This window comes from Nocardia sp. GCM10030253 (assembly GCF_042675075.1).
Lineage (GTDB): Bacteria > Actinomycetota > Actinomycetes > Mycobacteriales > Mycobacteriaceae > Nocardia.
This window is the reverse complement of the sequence record NZ_JBHTDL010000004.1, coordinates 384,809-400,840: the sequence shown is the minus strand read 5'-3', so window position 1 is coordinate 400,840 and position 16,032 is coordinate 384,809. Positions and strand designations below refer to the sequence as shown.

Annotated in this window: 20 protein-coding genes; 13 read left to right on the top strand and 7 right to left on the bottom strand. The window is 65.2% G+C overall.

Translation table 11 applies throughout. The features are described 5' to 3' along the window. Positions 1-388: 388 nt before the first annotated feature. The 10 genes from ACFQZZ_RS05900 to ACFQZZ_RS05855 all read left to right on the top strand — a co-directional run bounded on the left by ACFQZZ_RS05900 (position 389) and on the right by ACFQZZ_RS05855 (position 8,782). The gene (locus ACFQZZ_RS05900; protein WP_378675052.1) at positions 389-1,210 is read left to right on the top strand and encodes a helix-turn-helix transcriptional regulator; all 822 of its coding nucleotides are present in this window, start codon (positions 389-391) and stop codon (positions 1,208-1,210) included. Next, positions 1,207-2,643 carry a Fe-S cluster assembly protein SufB gene (sufB, locus tag ACFQZZ_RS05895; protein WP_378675049.1) on the top strand — a complete coding sequence of 479 codons (1,437 nt, stop codon included), beginning with the start codon at positions 1,207-1,209 and terminating at the stop codon, positions 2,641-2,643. The genes ACFQZZ_RS05900 and sufB overlap by 4 nt, the downstream gene beginning before the upstream one ends. After that, positions 2,643-3,854 carry a Fe-S cluster assembly protein SufD gene (sufD, locus tag ACFQZZ_RS05890; RefSeq protein ID WP_378675046.1) on the top strand — a complete coding sequence of 404 codons (1,212 nt, stop codon included), beginning with the start codon at positions 2,643-2,645 and terminating at the stop codon, positions 3,852-3,854. The genes sufB and sufD overlap by 1 nt, the downstream gene beginning before the upstream one ends. A gap of 38 nt (positions 3,855-3,892) precedes the next feature. Beyond that, on the top strand, positions 3,893-4,669 hold the full coding sequence (gene sufC, locus ACFQZZ_RS05885; RefSeq protein WP_378675043.1) for a Fe-S cluster assembly ATPase SufC: 777 nt from the start codon (positions 3,893-3,895) through the stop codon (positions 4,667-4,669). A gap of 1 nt (position 4,670) precedes the next feature. After that, positions 4,671-5,924, top strand: a complete 1,254-nt coding sequence (locus ACFQZZ_RS05880) for a cysteine desulfurase (protein WP_378675040.1) — start codon at positions 4,671-4,673, stop codon at positions 5,922-5,924. Positions 5,925-5,927: 3 nt separating this feature from the next. Continuing rightward, positions 5,928-6,422: a Fe-S cluster assembly sulfur transfer protein SufU gene (gene sufU / locus ACFQZZ_RS05875; protein WP_378675037.1), complete on the top strand. Its 495-nt coding sequence runs from the start codon at positions 5,928-5,930 to the stop codon at positions 6,420-6,422. Further along, positions 6,419-6,796, top strand: a complete 378-nt coding sequence (locus ACFQZZ_RS05870) for a metal-sulfur cluster assembly factor (RefSeq protein ID WP_378675034.1) — start codon at positions 6,419-6,421, stop codon at positions 6,794-6,796. The genes sufU and ACFQZZ_RS05870 overlap by 4 nt, the downstream gene beginning before the upstream one ends. Before the next feature lie 209 nt (positions 6,797-7,005). Next, positions 7,006-7,227, top strand: coding sequence for a hypothetical protein (locus ACFQZZ_RS05865; RefSeq protein WP_378675031.1), 222 nt, complete (start codon positions 7,006-7,008; stop codon positions 7,225-7,227). A gap of 168 nt (positions 7,228-7,395) precedes the next feature. Next, complete coding sequence (locus tag ACFQZZ_RS05860) at positions 7,396-8,244, top strand: HAD family hydrolase (RefSeq protein WP_378675028.1); 849 nt, start codon at positions 7,396-7,398, stop codon at positions 8,242-8,244. 115 nt (positions 8,245-8,359) lie between these two features. After that, on the top strand, positions 8,360-8,782 hold the full coding sequence (locus ACFQZZ_RS05855; protein WP_378675025.1) for a DoxX family protein: 423 nt from the start codon (positions 8,360-8,362) through the stop codon (positions 8,780-8,782). A gap of 216 nt (positions 8,783-8,998) precedes the next feature. Here the strand turns inward: ACFQZZ_RS05855 and ACFQZZ_RS05850 are convergent, their stop codons facing one another. From ACFQZZ_RS05850 to ACFQZZ_RS05840, 3 genes are read right to left on the bottom strand one after another with little or no spacing between them, the layout of a single operon-like run. After that, positions 8,999-9,661: a methionine ABC transporter permease gene (locus tag ACFQZZ_RS05850; protein WP_378675022.1), complete on the bottom strand. Its 663-nt coding sequence runs from the start codon at positions 9,659-9,661 to the stop codon at positions 8,999-9,001. A 15-nt stretch (positions 9,662-9,676) separates the two neighbouring features. Then, positions 9,677-10,693: a methionine ABC transporter ATP-binding protein gene (locus tag ACFQZZ_RS05845; protein ID WP_378675019.1), complete on the bottom strand. Its 1,017-nt coding sequence runs from the start codon at positions 10,691-10,693 to the stop codon at positions 9,677-9,679. Beyond that, positions 10,690-11,565: a MetQ/NlpA family ABC transporter substrate-binding protein gene (locus ACFQZZ_RS05840; protein WP_378675016.1), complete on the bottom strand. Its 876-nt coding sequence runs from the start codon at positions 11,563-11,565 to the stop codon at positions 10,690-10,692. The genes ACFQZZ_RS05845 and ACFQZZ_RS05840 overlap by 4 nt, the downstream gene beginning before the upstream one ends. A 167-nt stretch (positions 11,566-11,732) precedes the next feature. Here ACFQZZ_RS05840 and ACFQZZ_RS05835 point away from each other — a divergent pair, with 167 nt between their 5' ends. After that, positions 11,733-12,599, top strand: a complete 867-nt coding sequence (locus tag ACFQZZ_RS05835) for a MetQ/NlpA family ABC transporter substrate-binding protein (protein ID WP_378675013.1) — start codon at positions 11,733-11,735, stop codon at positions 12,597-12,599. 3 nt (positions 12,600-12,602) lie between these two features. On the opposite strand, the gene ACFQZZ_RS05830 is transcribed toward ACFQZZ_RS05835, so the two are convergent. Continuing rightward, on the bottom strand, positions 12,603-13,643 hold the full coding sequence (locus ACFQZZ_RS05830) for an isopenicillin N synthase family dioxygenase (RefSeq protein WP_378676400.1): 1,041 nt from the start codon (positions 13,641-13,643) through the stop codon (positions 12,603-12,605). 188 nt (positions 13,644-13,831) lie between these two features. Between ACFQZZ_RS05830 and ACFQZZ_RS05825 the strand changes: the two genes are divergently transcribed. Further along, positions 13,832-14,035, top strand: coding sequence for an LLM class flavin-dependent oxidoreductase (locus tag ACFQZZ_RS05825; RefSeq protein ID WP_378676486.1), 204 nt, complete (start codon positions 13,832-13,834; stop codon positions 14,033-14,035). Further along, entirely contained in the window at positions 13,980-14,240 is a 261-nt protein-coding gene (locus tag ACFQZZ_RS05820) for a hypothetical protein (RefSeq protein WP_378676397.1), read from the top strand. The genes ACFQZZ_RS05825 and ACFQZZ_RS05820 overlap by 56 nt, the downstream gene beginning before the upstream one ends. A gap of 13 nt (positions 14,241-14,253) precedes the next feature. Here the strand turns inward: ACFQZZ_RS05820 and ACFQZZ_RS05815 are convergent, their stop codons facing one another. The 3 genes from ACFQZZ_RS05815 to ACFQZZ_RS05805 all read right to left on the bottom strand — a co-directional run bounded on the left by ACFQZZ_RS05815 (position 14,254) and on the right by ACFQZZ_RS05805 (position 15,833). Next, a complete protein-coding gene (locus ACFQZZ_RS05815; RefSeq protein WP_378675010.1) occupies positions 14,254-15,009 on the bottom strand; it encodes an enoyl-CoA hydratase/isomerase family protein in 756 nt (251 codons plus the stop codon). A 176-nt stretch (positions 15,010-15,185) separates the two neighbouring features. Further along, the gene (locus tag ACFQZZ_RS05810; protein WP_378675007.1) at positions 15,186-15,617 is read right to left on the bottom strand and encodes a pyridoxamine 5'-phosphate oxidase family protein; all 432 of its coding nucleotides are present in this window, start codon (positions 15,615-15,617) and stop codon (positions 15,186-15,188) included. 81 nt (positions 15,618-15,698) lie between these two features. After that, entirely contained in the window at positions 15,699-15,833 is a 135-nt protein-coding gene (locus ACFQZZ_RS05805) for a hypothetical protein (RefSeq protein WP_378675004.1), read from the bottom strand. Positions 15,834-16,032: the final 199 nt, after the last annotated feature.

The following is a 16,032-nucleotide window of genomic DNA, read 5'->3' as shown; positions in this document are numbered from 1 at the left end:
CGACCGTGTCGCCCATGGCGTAATCATTGGTCGGCGCGGTATAGGGAACAGTCGCACCAGCCACCGCTGGGGAGCCCAGTGCAAATGCTGTGGTCATTGTCGCAATGATCATCGCCGACGCACTCACCGAGTGAGTGGCAAACTTTTAGATACCGATGATTCCCTATTGAGTTGATTCGCAGTCTTGGCAGTTTACGACGCTGATATTGGTTGCAGTAGTGCAGTGTTTTCGATCACACAGAGGGCAGGTAGAGGCCCTGAGCAAACTTCTGGAATCCGAAGAATCGGGCGATTGTCGGGCTCGGAGGGGTTCATTCGCAGGTCATAAGCACCCTGGGTCAGGGCACCCTTATTAGATTCCAGGAAGGAATTCCGCCACACTGGTGTTGTGAAAACCGTGGGTTTGCCGCATGACGAGGACTCGGGGGCCGGTCGCCGTACCGGCGCCGCGTTTTCGGCTGGCCCCGCGACCCTCGTCGCGGGCGGCGAGGGGCATACGCGAGCGTCCATCGTTCAGCTGCTGCTGGAAGACGGACCGATCACCGCGACCGCCATCGGAACCAAGCTGGGTCTGACCCCGGCGGGAGTCCGTCGCCACCTCGATGCGCTCATCGACTCCGGGCAGGCGCGGGCCAGCCGGTCGGCACCCTGGCAGCAGAAGGGGCGCGGTCGGCCCGCCAAGCAGTATCAGCTCACCTCGGTCGGCCGCGGCCGATTGGGACACGCCTACGACGACCTGGCCGGAGCGGCCATTCGGCAACTCGGCGAGATCGGCGGCGAACAGGCCATCACCGAGTTCGCACGCAGTCGGGCACGCGTCATCGTGGCAGGCATCGAGCCGGTCGGTCAGCACACGCCGGAGACGACCACCGCGAAGGCGGAAGAGATCGCCGAGGCGTTCACCGACGCCGGTTTCGCCGCAACTACCCGCAAGGTGGGCGCGGGTGTACAGATCTGCCAGCATCACTGCCCGGTCTCCCACGTGGCGGAGGAATTCCCGCAGCTGTGCGCGGCCGAGCTCGAGGCTTTCCGGGACCTGCTCGGGACTCACGTTCAGCGACTTGCGACGATCGCCAACGGCGATTGCGCGTGCACCACGCACGTGCCGCTGCTCGTTCCCCCTAATACCGAAACGAAATCAGCTTCCATATCAACCGCTGCACAGCCCGCAGCGGTACGTACGAACGACTCCGGAAGGAGTGCCGAATGACGACAACCACCGACCAGGTGCAACCGCTCACTCAGGAAGAGACCATCGCTTCGCTGGGCAAATACGGTTACGGCTGGGCCGATTCGGATGTGGCCGGTGCCAGCGCACAACGAGGCCTCTCCGAGGCGGTTGTCCGCGACATTTCGGCGAAGAAGAGCGAGCCGGCCTGGATGCTGGACTACCGGCTCAAGTCGCTGCGCATCTTCGATCGCAAGCCCATGCCGAACTGGGGCTCCAACCTCGAGGGCATCGACTTCGACAACATCAAGTACTTCGTGCGCTCCAGCGAGAAGCAGGCCGAGACCTGGGAAGACCTGCCCGAGGACATCAAGAACACCTACGACAAGCTCGGCATCCCCGAGGCGGAGAAGCAGCGCCTCGTTTCCGGTGTCGCGGCGCAGTACGAGTCGGAGGTCGTCTACCACTCCATCCGTGAGGACCTGGAGAAGCAGGGCGTCATCTTCCTCGATACCGACACCGCGCTGAGGGAGCAGCCCGAGCTGTTCCACAAGTACTTCGGCACTGTGATCCCGGCCGGCGACAACAAGTTCTCCGCGCTGAACGCCTCCGTGTGGTCGGGTGGCTCGTTCATCTACGTGCCGCCGGGCGTGCACGTCGACATCCCGCTGCAGGCCTACTTCCGGATCAACACCGAGAACATGGGCCAGTTCGAGCGCACCCTGATCATCGTCGACGAAGACGCCTACGTGCACTACGTCGAGGGCTGCACCGCGCCGATCTACAAGTCGGACTCGTTGCACTCCGCGGTCGTCGAAATCATCGTGAAGAAGGGCGGTCGCTGCCGCTACACCACGATCCAGAACTGGTCGAACAACGTCTACAACCTGGTCACCAAGCGGGCCAAGGCCGAGACGGGCGCGACCATGGAGTGGGTCGACGGCAACATCGGCTCCAAGGTCACCATGAAGTACCCGGCCGTGTGGATGACCGGCGAGTACGCCCGCGGTGAGGTGCTCTCGGTGGCGTTCGCCGGTCCGGGTCAGCACCAGGACACCGGCGCGAAGATGCTGCACCTGGCGCCGCACACCTCCTCGACCATCATCAGCAAGTCGGTGGCGCGCGGCGGTGGCCGGGCCTCCTACCGCGGCCTCGTTCAGGTCAACAAGGGCGCGCACGGCTCCAAGTCGACCGTGAAATGTGATGCGCTGCTTGTCGATACGATCAGCCGCTCGGATACCTACCCCTACGTCGACATCCGTGAGGACGACGTGACGATGGGCCACGAGGCCACCGTGTCGAAGGTGTCCGAGGACCAGCTGTTCTACCTGATGAGCCGCGGCATGACCGAGGACGAGGCAATGGCGATGGTGGTGCGCGGGTTCGTCGAGCCCATCGCCAAGGAACTGCCGATGGAATACGCACTGGAATTGAACCGGCTCATCGAGCTGCAGATGGAAGGGGCCGTCGGCTGATGGCGACTGGTGTTGTTGGAGCGGTCGAGGGCGAGAACCCCACGGCCAAGCCGATTCAGAACCCGGGTGCCGGCTCCGCGACCAACAAGGGTGAGGTGTTCACCTCCTACGACGTGAACGCCTTCGAGGTGCCCTCGTCCAAGGACGAGGCGTGGCGGTTCACGCCGTTGCGTCGGTTGCGCGGCCTGCACGACGGCACCGCGGTGCGCGACGGAAAGGCCACGGTCGAGGTCAGCTCGGTCGCCGATGTGAACGTGGAGACCGTGGCGCGCACCGACTCTCGCCTCGGCGAGGCCGGTGTGCCGTCGGATCGCGTTGCTGCCCAGGCGTACTCGGGCTTCGAGACTGCGACCATCGTGTCGGTCGGCGCGGAGACCGAGGTCGCCGAACCGGTGATCGTCACGGTCACCGGCCCCGGCGAGGGCAAGACCGCCTACGGGCACCTGCAGATCCGGCTGGCCAATTTCGCCACCGTCACCGTGGTCATCGACCAGCGCGGCAGCGGAACCTACGCCGAGAATGTGGAATTCGTGCTCGGTGACAGCGCGAAGCTGACCGTCGTCGCGGTCCAGGACTGGGCCGACGACGCCGTGAATGCGACCGCACACCACGCGCTGCTCGGCCGCGACGCCACGCTGCGCCATATCGCGGTCACGCTCGGTGGTGACCTGGTTCGCCTCAGTGGAACCGTCCGCTATGCCGGTCCCGGCGGCGACGCCGAACTGCTCGGCCTCTACTTCGCCGACGCGGGCCAGCACTTCGAGCAGCGCTTGCTCGTCGACCACTCGCAGCCGAAGTGCAAGTCGAACGTGCTGTACAAGGGTGCGCTGCAGGGAGATCCGCATTCGCCCAAGGGTGACGCCCGCACTGTGTGGATCGGCGATGTGCTGATCCGCGCGGCCGCAGAGGGCACCGACACCTTCGAGGTGAACCGCAACCTGGTGCTCACCGACGGCGCGCGCGCAGACTCGGTGCCGAACCTGGAGATCGAGACCGGCGAGATCGTCGGCGCGGGTCACGCAAGCGCTACCGGCCGTTTCGACGACGAGCAGCTTTTCTACCTGCGCTCCCGCGGTATCCCGGAGGATGTGGCGCGACGCCTGGTGGTGCGCGGCTTCTTCCAAGAAATCATCCAGAAGATCGCGGTCCCCCAGATCCGGGAGCGGCTGGAGTCGGCCATCGAGGCCGAGCTCGCCGCTGTCGGCGTCTGATCCCGAACCACTTACCCCCACAAAGGAACTCGAATTCGATGACCACCCTGGAAATCAAGGACCTGCACGTCGAGGTTGCCAACCCGGACGAGTCCGGTGAGCCCATCAAGATCCTGAAGGGTGTGGATCTCACCATCAAGTCCGGTGAGACGCACGCCATCATGGGCCCCAACGGCTCCGGCAAGTCGACCCTGTCGTACGCGATCGCCGGCCACCCCAAGTACACGGTGACCTCCGGTTCGATCACCCTCGACGGCGAGGACGTCCTCGCGATGTCCGTCGACGAACGTGCGCGTGCGGGCCTGTTCCTGGCCATGCAGTACCCGGTCGAGGTGCCCGGCGTCTCCACGTCGAACTTCCTGCGTACCGCTGTCACCGCGGTCCGCGGTGAGGCACCCAAGCTGCGGCATTGGGTCAAGGAAGTCAAGGAGTCGATGAGCGAGCTCGAGATCGACCCCGCCTTCGCGGAACGCAATGTGAACGAGGGCTTCTCCGGTGGCGAGAAGAAGCGTCACGAGATCCTGCAGCTCGGTCTGCTCAAGCCGAAGATCGCCATCCTGGACGAGACCGACTCCGGCCTCGACGTCGACGCGCTGCGCATCGTCTCCGAGGGCGTCAACCGCTACAAAGAGCGCGAGCACGGCGGCATCCTGCTGATCACGCACTACACCCGGATCCTGCGCTACATCAATCCGGAGTTCGTGCACGTCTTCGTCGGCGGCCGTATCGTCGCCGAGGGCGGCTCGGAACTGGCTGACGAACTCGACGCCAACGGCTACGTCCGCTTCACCCAGTCTGCTACCGCAGGAGCCTGATATGACCGCCACGGTCCCCGCGCTCGACGTGGCCCGCATCCGGGCCGATTTCCCGATCCTGAGCCGTACGGTTCGGGACGGGAAACCGTTGGTGTACCTGGACTCCGGCGCGACCTCGCAGCGGCCCGTCGCGGTTTTGGACGCGGAACGCGAATTCCTGGTTCAGCACAATTCGGCCGTGCACCGCGGCGCGCACCAGCTGGCCGAGGAGGCGACCGACGCCTACGAGGACGCCAGGGCCGATATCGCCCGGTTCGTCGGCGTGCATGCCGGTGAGATCGTGTTCACCAAGAACGCGACCGAATCGCTGAACCTGGTGACGTACTCGTTCGCCGACAGCCGGTTCCCGTACCACGTCGGCCCCGGCGACGAGATCGTCATCACCGAGCTCGAGCACCACGCGAATCTTGTTCCGTGGCAGGAGCTCGCGCGCCGCACCGGTGCAACGCTGAAGTGGTACGGCATCACCGATGACGGACGGATCGATCTCGATTCGCTCGAATTGTCGCCCGCCACCAAGGTTGTCGCCTTCACGCACCAGTCCAATGTCACCGGCTCGATCGCGCCGGTAGCCGAACTGGTGCGCCGGGCAAAGGAAGTCGGTGCCTTGACGGTGCTGGACGCCTGCCAGTCGGTGCCGCACATGCCGGTGGATTTCCGCGAGCTCGGTGTCGATTTCGCCGCGTTCTCGGGTCACAAGATGCTCGGCCCATCCGGTGTCGGCGTGCTCTTCGGCCGCCGTGCGCTGCTGGAGGAGACCCCGCCGTTCATCACCGGTGGCTCCATGATCGAAACCGTCACCATGGAGGTCAGCACCTACGCTCCGCCGCCGCAGCGGTTCGAGGCGGGCGTGCCGATGACCTCGCAGGTGGTCGGATTGGGTGCCGCGGTGCGGTATCTCGAGGCGATCGGTATGGAAGCCGTTGCCGCGCATGAGCACACGCTCGTCGATGCGGCGCTGGCCGGACTCGGCGCCATCGACGGCGTGCGGATTGTCGGCCCGACCGAGAACGTCGACCGCGGTGGCGCGGTGTCGTTCGTGGTCGATGGCATCCACGCGCACGATGTCGGCCAGATCCTGGACGACGAGGGCGTCGCTATTCGGGTGGGTCACCACTGCGCGTGGCCGCTGATGCGTCGCCTCGGCGTGCCTGCGACCGCCCGTGCCTCCTTCGCGGTTTACAACACCCTCGACGAGGTAGACAAGCTGGTAGCCGCAGTGCGGAAGGCTCAGAGCTTCTTCGGAGTTGCATAGAACATGCGCATGGAGCAGATGTACCAGGAAGTGATCCTGGATCACTACAAGCGCCCGCATCACCGCGGGCTGCGGGAACCGTTCGGTGCCGAGGTGCACCACGTGAACCCGACCTGCGGTGACGAGGTGACCCTGCGCGTCCAGCTCGACGACAACGGTGACGTCGCCGACGTCTCCTACGACGGTCAGGGCTGCTCGATCAGCCAGGCGTCGACGTCGGTGCTCACCGATCAGGTCATCGGACTGCCGCTGCAGCAGGCGCTGAAGGTGGTCGACTCTTTCAACGAGATGGTCGCCAGCCGCGGCACCGTCGAGGGCGACGAGGACGTCATCGGCGACGGCATCGCCTTCGCGGGCGTCGCCAAGTATCCCGCCAGGGTGAAGTGCGCTTTGCTCGGTTGGATGGCGTTCAAGGACGCGGTGGTCCGGATAACCTCCGCCGCGGAAGCCAAGCGTCCGATGGGCAGTGATTTGCCAATGAATGGGGAAACGGCATGAGCGAGACACCAGTAACCGAATCCGCCGAGCAGATCGAACAGGTCGAGCTGTCGGCGGAGGACATCAAGCGCCTCGAGGACCTCGAAGAGGCGATGCGCGACGTCGTCGACCCCGAACTCGGCATCAACGTGGTCGACCTCGGCCTGGTCTACGGCCTGGCCGTCCAAGACGAAGTCGCCATCCTGGACATGACCCTCACCTCGGCGGCGTGCCCGCTCACCGATGTCATCGAGGACCAGTCTCGCAACGCCCTCGTCCGCAGCGGCCTTGTCGACGACCTCAAGATCAACTGGGTCTGGATGCCCCCGTGGGGCCCTGACAAGATCACCGAAGACGGCCGCGAACAACTCCGCGCCCTCGGCTTCACGGTCTGACCCGATCGCACGAGCCGCACAACACCCCGACCTCGGTCGGGGTGTTGGCGTTTGCGGCGGAGTAGATCAGGATCGCGTGAATGGCTTCGCGTGGTGCGGCTCCCGCACCCGGACGCCGACCGGATGGCGAGTATGTGAGTCGTGCTGTTGTCCTGTCGGGATGTTCGGCGGCTGCGATGATGAGCGGGGGGAGTGCGGAAGAAGCTGCGATGTTCTGGTTGGAGATCCACGAGTTCTCACGAAACCGTCAGCCGCGGTGGGGGTTGGTGGCGATCATCCTGGCCGCCGTGGTGGTCTTCGCCGTGATGGTGATGGTGTTGGTCAGCACCGGCGATTTCGGGGACGGATCGACGACGACAGTTCCGTACACCCCTGGTTCGTGTCAGCCGTTCTGCACCGGCATCACCACCGCGCCGGGCGACGGGCAGTGAGGTAGGCCGCCGAGGGGGATGCGCCGAGCGGGCCCGATCGCCCTTGTCGATGTCGCATGCCGGGGCTATTCGACTGTCCTGCAGGCGCAGTGGAAGTACGATCGAATATTCCGACCCCGCTCGCCCAGCTGAGCCGTGGGTCGACGCGAGGCCGGAAAGGGGAGCGGGATGGCAGCGCCTGCACTATCCGATGCGATACCACCGTCGGATTGGCGCCCACGCCTGGTGGCCCTGGATATCGACGGCACGCTGTGCTCGGGGCATGGAGTGAGTCCAATCCTTGCGCACACCACGATGAGTCCCGCGGTGCGCGCGGCCGTCGGCGCGGTGTTGCGCTCCGACACCCACGTGGTGTTGTCGACCGGCAGGTCGACGATCGCCACGCTGCCCTTCCTGGCCGAGCTCGGGCTATCGGTAGGTACCGCAATCTGCTCGAACGGCGCGGTATCGATCGACGCGGCAACCGGGGCGGTATTGGATCAGTCCGTGTTCGATCTGGTCGAGCCGGTCGCGGTGCTGCGGAAAGTGTTGCCCGGTGCGGTATTCACGGTGGAGGAGGTCGGTGTGGGGGAGCGGACCACCGTGCACCTTCCCGGTCTGGAGGATTTCGGCGGGACCTTGCGGGTGGTGGACCTCGACGAATTGGTGTCCACCCCGAGCACTCGGCTGACGGTGCACTGGCCCGACCGCTCCCGGGTCGAGCTGGCCGCCGCGCTCGCGGGCGTCCAGGTGCCGGGCGCACATTGCGTATACGAAGTGGACGGGGCGTGGATGGATATCAGCCCTATCGGCGTCACCAAAGGCTCTGCGCTGGAAGCGCTTCGCGTCCGTTTGGGTGTGTCCGCCGACGACACGCTCGCCGTCGGTGACGGCACCAACGACCTGGAGATGCTGGCGTGGGCCGCGTACGGGGTGGCCATGGGCCAGGCGCCGGAGGTGGTCCGCGCGGTGGCCGACGAAGTCTGTCCACCGGTTACCGAGGACGGTCTGGCCACCCTGCTGTCCCGCTGGTTCTGAACTGGAACCTACTCGCCGGGCGGCTGTCACATCCTCCGGCCGCCCACGGTCATAGCGGTGACGGGATGTACCCGTCGTCGCCACGACAGGTGGTGAGGCACTTTGGAGGAACGACATGTCGCGACGCTCAACATCGGCCTGGCTGCATACGGCCATCTACTGGTTTCTCGGGTTCGAGTTCTTCGTCGGTTTCGCTACGAAATTCTGGCCGGGGCCGACTTTCTTCGGCCCGGCGTACTCGGAGAAGTTCGCCGAGTGGGGCTTGGACCCGAACATGCGATTCGTCGTCGGCGCACTGGAGCTGATTGCTGCGGTGCTGCTGGTGATTCCGCGCAGGCAGACCCGATTCGTCGGCGCCGCGATGCTGGTCCTGGTACTGACCGGGGCCGTGACCACGCACATTATTGATGACGGCGCGATATACGAAGAGGTTTCCGCGCCACTGCATCTGGCGATCATGTTCGTCGTCGCGCTGGTGAACTGGCCCGCCGACTGGAGAGCGGTTGTCCCGCTGCGGAATCGAATGATGTCGCGATGATCCCGAGGTTTGGACAATCGGTGACGGCTGGACGAGGATCTGGCCGGCGCGATCAGTCAGCTCGGCCCTGACCCGCCACCGGTGCTGGCGGCCGTGGGTAGCGCGCCGCCGAGCCGCGGAGATCGTCACCTCGGAGGGCACGGCGAACGCGCACTGACCACCCCATCGATGCGCGCGGCGAACTGTCTCACGACAACGTGCCGCGTGCGTCGATGTTCAGCGGCGCAATACTTTTCTGGCCAGAAAGTTGCCGAAGAACTGGATGCCCTGGACTCCTGCGATGATGATCAGCGTCGCGACCAGCGTGACCTGCCAGTCGAACCGCTGGTAGCCGTAGACCAACGCGAAGTCGCCGAGTCCGCCGCCACCGACGGTGCCCGCCATGGCCGACATATCGACGATCGCGACGATCACGAAGGTGTAGCCCAGCACGAGCGGGCCGAGTGCCTCCGGGATGAGCAGCGTCAGAATGATCCGCAGCGGACCCGCGCCGACGGCCCGCGCCGCCTCGATGACGCCGGGATCGACGGTGACGAGGTTCTGTTCCACGATGCGCGCTATGCCGAACGAGGCCGCGACGATCATGACGAAGGCGGCCGCCTCGGTGCCGATGGTGGTGCCGACCACCTCCAAGGTCACCGGTCCGAGCGCCGCGAGCAGGATAATGAACGGAATCGGCCGCACCACGTTCACGATCACGTTGAGCAGGAAGTAGATCGGGGCGTTCGCGAGCAGACCGCCCTTACGGGTGGTGTACAGCGCGGTCCCGACGAACAGCCCGATCAATCCGCCGATCACGAAGGTGAGCAGTACCAGGTAGATGGTGGTGCCGATCGCTTCCTGCAGCACCGGCCGTAGTTTGTCCCAATCGGTATGCATGGGTGCTTGCTCCTCTCAGGCCGATCGGCGATCGAGCTCGTCGACCACCTTGTCGACGGCATCATCGGGCCCGTGCAAAGCCAGCGTGACGCTGCCGAACGTCTTGTCCTGCAACGTGCTCACGCCGCCGTACACCACCTCGAACCGGACGTCGGCGTTGGCCGCCGTCGCCAATGCCGCGCCGATCCCGCGCTTGTCGTCGATGTCGACGGTGACCAACCTGCCGCCGTGCAGGTCGCTGAGCCTGCGGAACTCCTCGTCGCTGGGCCGGTTGTGCAGGACAGTGTCGACGAAGGACCGGGTCGGCGTCGCCTGCGGGTCGGCGAAGACGTCGAACGTGCGCGCCAGCTCCACGATTCGACCCTCGGCGAGCACCGCGACACGATCGGCCACCGCACGGATCACATCCATCTCGTGGGTGATGACCACGATGGTGACGCCCAGTTCGCGGTTGACCTTCTTCAGCAGCCGCAGCACTTCCTGGGTCGTCTCCGGGTCGAGTGCCGAAGTCGATTCGTCCGCGAGCAGCAACGATGGCGAGGTGGCAAGGGCACGGGCGATGCCGACCCGCTGCTTCTGGCCACCGGACAGCTGATCGGGATAGCTGCGAGCCTTGTCGGACAGGCCGACGAACTCGAGCAGTTCGGCGACCCGCGTCTTGCGTTCTGCCCGCGGCCACCGCGCCACCTTCAGCGGATATTCGATATTTCCTGCGGCCGTGCGTGATCGGAACAGGTTGAACTGCTGGAACACCATGCCGATATCTCTGCGAATCCGTCGCACCTCGGCCTCCCGCACCCCCGTGATGGGGGTGCCGGAGACCTCGACGGTGCCGCTCGTCGGCTTTTCCAGGGCATTGATCAGCCGCACCAGCGTGCTCTTGCCCGCGCCGGAATAGCCGATCACACCGAAGATCTCACCCTTTTCGATCCGCAGATCGATGCTGTCGAGCGCGACATGCCGATCCGCCCCCTTGCCGAAAGCCTTGGTGACCGAACGAAATTCGACCGCGGGGACCTGCTGCTCGGTCACTTACCGTCGCGGATGGTCTGCTGCACCCGCTGCAGGATCTGCTCCAACTCGGGACCGCTGCGCCGCACCTCGACCGCGGTGCCCTTGGTCACCTCGGAATGAGCCCGCTGCACCTCGGGGGAGTGCCATAGCTCGACGAGCTTCTGGTACCTCGGGTTGTTCTTGTCCTCGGCCCTCGTCACCAGCGCGTTGATGTAGGGCTCGGCGGACGGGTTCTTCGGATCGTCCTTGTACAGAGCCGAATTGGGGTCGATGCCGGAGCGATCCAGGAAGGTGTTGTTGATGATCGAACCGTCGACCGACGCCAGCGACAATGCTGTCTGCGCCGCGTCGACCGGCGTCACCTTGACCTTGGACGCACCTTTGTCGATATCGGCCGGCGAGGGCGCCTTGGTGTCCGACGACAGTTTCAGCAGGCCGGCGGCCTGCAGCACGAACAGCGCCCGCGCCTGATTGGTCGGGTCGTTCGGGATCGCGATCTCCGCGCCCTGCGGCAGGTCGGCGATGGTCTTGTGCTTCTTGGAGTACAGGCCGAGCGGCACGATGTAGGTGGAGCCGATCGGAGTCAGATCCGCGTTGTTCGCGACGTTGTATGCGCCGAGGAACTGCAGGTGCTGGAACAGATTGATGTCGATCTGCTTCTGCGACAGCGCGAGATTCGGCTGCTTGTAGTCCGAGAAGTTGGTGATCTTCAGGGTGATGCCCTGTTCCTTCGCCTTCTCCTCGAAGACGTCCCAGGCCTTGTCCTTGTCGGTGGTGCCGATGCGCACTACCGTGTCGGAGGAGGCCTTGTCGTCGGAACCGCACGCCGTGAGGGCGAGGGCCGCGGTGGCAACCAGGACCGGGATCGCCAGTACCCGATGGAATTTCACTCGTGCTCCCGAATGCTTGTCGCAACATGTGCCCGGCGGACCCGTGTCCGGTCGAGCGTTTTCTGAACCCGGTAATCCAAGCGATGTCTCGCGGGGCGCGGCAACGGTTTGAATTGTGCTGAGCAAAACTCTCGCGAACTCTTGGACGGGCGTCTAGTTTGCGAGCAATGCGAGTACTGCGCCGTGTTGCGGTGATCCCGATCCTGTTCGCCCTTGCCGCCGGTGCGGTCGCATGTGGTGACGAGCGCAGTCCGGACGTGGTCCGTGTCGGTGTGAACGACATCGCACTGCCGCACTGGGAGGTCTACAAGAAGAAGGCGGCCGAGCAGGGCATTACGGTCGAGTACGTCAACTTCACCGACTACAACCAGCCGAATCCGGCGCTGGCGCAGAAGCGGATCGATCTCAACAAGTTCCAGCACGTGCGATACCTGGCCAACTACAACGTCCGCAACAACGACACTCTGGTGCCGATCGGCGCCACCGAGATCTTCCCGCTCACCCTGTACTCACGGAAGCACAAGTCGGTCAACGACATTCCGAAGGGCGGCCAGATCACCCTCAGCAACAATCCGGCCAATCAGGTGCGGCCGCTGCTCAGTCTGGCCGCGGCGGGCCTGATCGTGCTCGAGGGCGGTGCGAGCTGGGACTCCAAGATCGAGGACGTCGACACCGACGCCTCCAAGGTGCGCCTGACCACGATCGAGCCGACACTGACCGCGCCCTCGCTTGACAGCGCGGACGCGGCCTTCGTCGACGACACCTTCGCAAGGCCCGCCGGTCTGACCAAGAACGAAGTGATCTTCACCGACGATCCTGATCGACCGGACCTCGAGCAGTACATCAACATTTTCGCCGCCCGCGCCGCGGACAAGGACAACCCGAAACTGATAGCTCTCGCGAGGCTGTACCACGACCCCGAGGTCGAGGCGGCCGTGCGCGCCGAGACCGGCTACCAGGGTGTGTTCAAGACCAACGATCCCGCGAACCTACAAGCCACGTTGAAAGAACTCGAGGCGAAGTTCCGCAAGTAGGTCTCACCTGTCCATCGCGGACAGTACTCGGGCAGCCTCGCGCTGTGCGTTCGTATTCGGTTGCAGCGCACGCGAACCGGCCAGCTTCGCCTGCACGTGCTCGGAGACCGTGATGGGCGCGTACTTGCTGCCCGCACCGATGCACGAAGGCAGCGTCTCGATCACCGCGTCGAAATTGCCGTCGTGGAAGAACGCGGCGCTGCGGCGGCGTTCGATGGTGCCGTCGACGATCGGCGGCATCACCCGGTGCAGGGTGGAGAGCCACCGTTCGTTGGTCCAGCGCGCTATCAGGTCGCCGAGGTTGACCAGCAGTGCGTCGGCGGCGGGCTGCACGTCGTGCCAGCGTCCGTCCGCTCCGAGTACCTGCAGGCCCGGGACCTGGTCGGCCCACAGCGCGGTGACGATGCCGTAATCGGTGTGCTCGCCCATGCCCTTGAGTTCGCCGTCGAGGTCGACGGTGCCCGGTGGCATGGCGTAGTTGTTCATCCGCAGCACGTCCAGCGAGTGATCGGTGAACCGGTCGAAATACCCGGCGGGCAGGTCGAGGGCGTCGGCGAAGATGGTGGTGAGGGTACGCACGACGCGCGCGGCCTCGGCGAAGTACGCCTGGACCCGCTGCCGGAATGTGGACAGTTCTGCGGGCCAGACGTTGTCGGCATAGCCTGCCGCCGCGGGCAGGTCCAGGTCCGGGTAATCGGCCGTGGTGGTGCCGACATTGAACGCTTCGAAGTAATCGTTCATCCGCGTTGCCGAGGTCACCCCGAGACTCGAGCTCAGGTTCTCGCTTTTCGGCGGCGTGTAACCGCGGTTGAACTCGACGGCGGTCCGGTACCGCTGTTTGGTCGCCGGATCGAGGGAGAAGAAGTCGTCGAGCGCGGCGGCGAAGTCGTCGAGGACCGACCGCGCGATGCCGTGCCCGCGAATCTGCATGAACCCGACCGTGCTCGCGGCCGCATCCACCTGACGGGCGACCGCGGCCCGCTCGGCATCGCTTGCCTGGTCGACGTAGGACGAGATATCGATGACGGGAACATGGAACTCCATCATGTGCGTGTCCTTTCCTGGCCGAGCGGCATACATCCAGCTTGTCGCCGGATGCATGCCGCGTTCGGTCATTCGGGTCACGATCGCGTAAAGCCGCACGGCGGCATGTCACTCCGGATACGCGGGGCTCGCACCCGGAGGCTACAGCACGCCGTTCAACGGCACCGACCCCGACAGGCTCACCGCGTTTGCGGGGCAGACGCGCCGACGAAGCGATCGACGTCATGCGCCTGCTGTGGTCGGGCGGGCCGGAGGGGGTCGGCTATCACGGCGAGTTCTTCGACTTCGACGATCTGTGCAGCTTCCCCGAAACCCCAAGGGACGAGCGAGCTTCCGATCCACATCGGTGGCAGCAGTCGAGCGGCGGCGCGTCGGACCGGTCAGCGCGGTGACGGATATTTCGCCGGTGGGATATTGCCCGAGCCCGAACGCGACATTCAGTGGGAGCTGGCCAAGGCGTCGGCTGTGGAGGCAGGCCGCGATCCTGATAAGGGAATTGCAGAATCAGCACAGCTGACTTCCGCCGGAACTCGACAACACCTCGGCAGCGACTTCTGGCGCGAATTCACCTTCGGTCGTGCGGAAGACGCTTGGTGACGACGAGCAGTCCTCAGGAGGCGGTGAACTTCGGCGCGCGGCGTTCGCCGAGCGCGCGGATACCTTCCACGAAGTCGGCGCTGTGCATCAGTTCCGCCTGCTGGGCGGCCTCGTGATCAGTTGCGGCACGGACCTTTTCGGCCAGATCGCCGCGCAAGGTGGTGCGGATCGAGCGCACCGCGAGCGGCGCGTTGGCCGCGAGCTGCGCAGCCAGTGCGATGGCCTCGTCGCGGAGTGTGCTCGCGGCGGTCAGTCGATCGCACAGGCCGATGGTTTCGGCTTCGGCCCCGTCGACGGCCCGGCCGGTGGTCAGCATGTCGAGAGACTTCTGTGCGCCGATGACCGCGGGCAGCGTGACGGTAAGTCCGAATCCGTGGTGGATGCCGAGCCTGGCGAAGTTGGCGATGAATCGCGTCTCGCGGGTGGCGACCCGGAAGTCGGCCGACAACGCCAGCCCGAGCCCACCTCCGATCGCCGCGCCGTGCACTGTCGCCACGGTCGGAGTACCGACCTCGAACAGCCGCGCGGCCTCCGCATACAGCTCGCGCGGATCGCCGATCCCCGGCCCGGCGAAGTCGGCGCCAGCGCAGAAGTGTTTTCCGGTGGAGCACAAGACAATTGATCGGCAGTCGGGGTCTTCGTCCAGCGCCGCGTACGCATCGGCCAGGGACCGGATCAGCGCGGTGTCGAAGTAGTTGTACGGTGGCCGCGAGAATTCCACCACTGCCACATGATCGTCGCGCAGCTCGATCGCAAGGTCGTCGCTCACTCGGGACTCCAGAACGTTGCGGACAGTGACTGAGCGAACCTTAACGGAGTCCGGGAACTGCGGTGCGGGGCAGGGGATCCCCTCGGACCGGCCAGAAACGGCATCGAACCAGCACTTCCTTTCCCGCGGTGTCCCCTCGCGTGCGGTGTCGCCCATGCTCGGTGGTTTGCGGATCGTCAGGTGCTTGCGACAGCGATGAACAGGTTCGGTGTGACCGTGATCAGTATCCGGTCGCGGGCGACATCTCGTTCGGCCATCCCGGAAACGCTCCGGCCATCGAGGTACTTCTCCCGGATCCGCGCGGTCCAGATGCCGTCTCGGTCGGTGGCGAGTTCGGCGTCACCGATGACGCGGACTTGCCGATTGGGGCGTTGACAATCCGCCCGCAGCCCGGCTTCCCGATCGATGACCAGGCCGACGCGCGGGTTCGAACGGATCCTGCGCAGATGTGGCCGCCCCGCATAGCTGGTGAGACGGAAGGCGCCGTCGTCCCAGAGGAACCAGATCGGCGTGACGTGCGGATATCCCGACGCATCGACCGTGGCCAGATGCGCGACGATGTCGTTGGCCAGCAGCCCGGCGATCTCGGCTTGGCGAAGCGCCCGCATACCCGACTCCCTCCGGTTCGAACGTGTGTTCGATACTACCAGCCATCCGACAGCGACTATGCGCTCGCCGCGTAATCACCCTCACTCAGCGAGAGCCGTGCCCAACGTGAACAGCACCTTCGGCACCCCCCTCGCCTTCACCGGATCCCACTCGTTGTGCGCCAACTGCAGATACGTGACGGTCCCGGTCTTGTTCTGCCGCTTGGTCGTTCGCACATACGCGACGCCAGACCAAACCCGCATTTGGGGGTGGGGGCCCGGGCGTTTGGCGATGGTGACGCCGATCTCGGCGATGACCGCTCTGTAGCCCCAGGGGCTGTTTGCGGGCGCCCACGAGGATCGCCGACATATCGGGGTCGGCGGCGGTGCCGAGGACCGGGAGCAGGTCGGGTCCTCCAGGGCCGGTGCCGAAAAG

Excerpts from the sequence above, each read along its gene's own strand:
- ACFQZZ_RS05835 (WP_378675013.1), top strand. The coding sequence starts at position 11,733 with ATGCGAGTACTGCGCCGTGTTGCGGTGATCCCGATCCTGTTCGCCCTT.
- ACFQZZ_RS05850 (WP_378675022.1), bottom strand. The coding sequence starts at position 9,661 with ATGCATACCGATTGGGACAAACTACGGCCGGTGCTGCAGGAAGCGATC.
- ACFQZZ_RS05810 (WP_378675007.1), bottom strand. The coding sequence starts at position 15,617 with ATGCGGGCGCTTCGCCAAGCCGAGATCGCCGGGCTGCTGGCCAACGAC.
- ACFQZZ_RS05880 (WP_378675040.1), top strand. The coding sequence starts at position 4,671 with ATGACCGCCACGGTCCCCGCGCTCGACGTGGCCCGCATCCGGGCCGAT.
- sufU (WP_378675037.1), top strand. The coding sequence starts at position 5,928 with ATGCGCATGGAGCAGATGTACCAGGAAGTGATCCTGGATCACTACAAG.
- sufB (WP_378675049.1), top strand. The coding sequence starts at position 1,207 with ATGACGACAACCACCGACCAGGTGCAACCGCTCACTCAGGAAGAGACC.
- ACFQZZ_RS05830 (WP_378676400.1), bottom strand. The coding sequence starts at position 13,643 with ATGGAGTTCCATGTTCCCGTCATCGATATCTCGTCCTACGTCGACCAG.
- ACFQZZ_RS05865 (WP_378675031.1), top strand. The coding sequence starts at position 7,006 with ATGTTCTGGTTGGAGATCCACGAGTTCTCACGAAACCGTCAGCCGCGG.
- ACFQZZ_RS05860 (WP_378675028.1), top strand. The coding sequence starts at position 7,396 with ATGGCAGCGCCTGCACTATCCGATGCGATACCACCGTCGGATTGGCGC.
- sufC (WP_378675043.1), top strand. The coding sequence starts at position 3,893 with ATGACCACCCTGGAAATCAAGGACCTGCACGTCGAGGTTGCCAACCCG.
- sufD (WP_378675046.1), top strand. The coding sequence starts at position 2,643 with ATGGCGACTGGTGTTGTTGGAGCGGTCGAGGGCGAGAACCCCACGGCC.
- ACFQZZ_RS05870 (WP_378675034.1), top strand. The coding sequence starts at position 6,419 with ATGAGCGAGACACCAGTAACCGAATCCGCCGAGCAGATCGAACAGGTC.
- ACFQZZ_RS05855 (WP_378675025.1), top strand. The coding sequence starts at position 8,360 with ATGTCGCGACGCTCAACATCGGCCTGGCTGCATACGGCCATCTACTGG.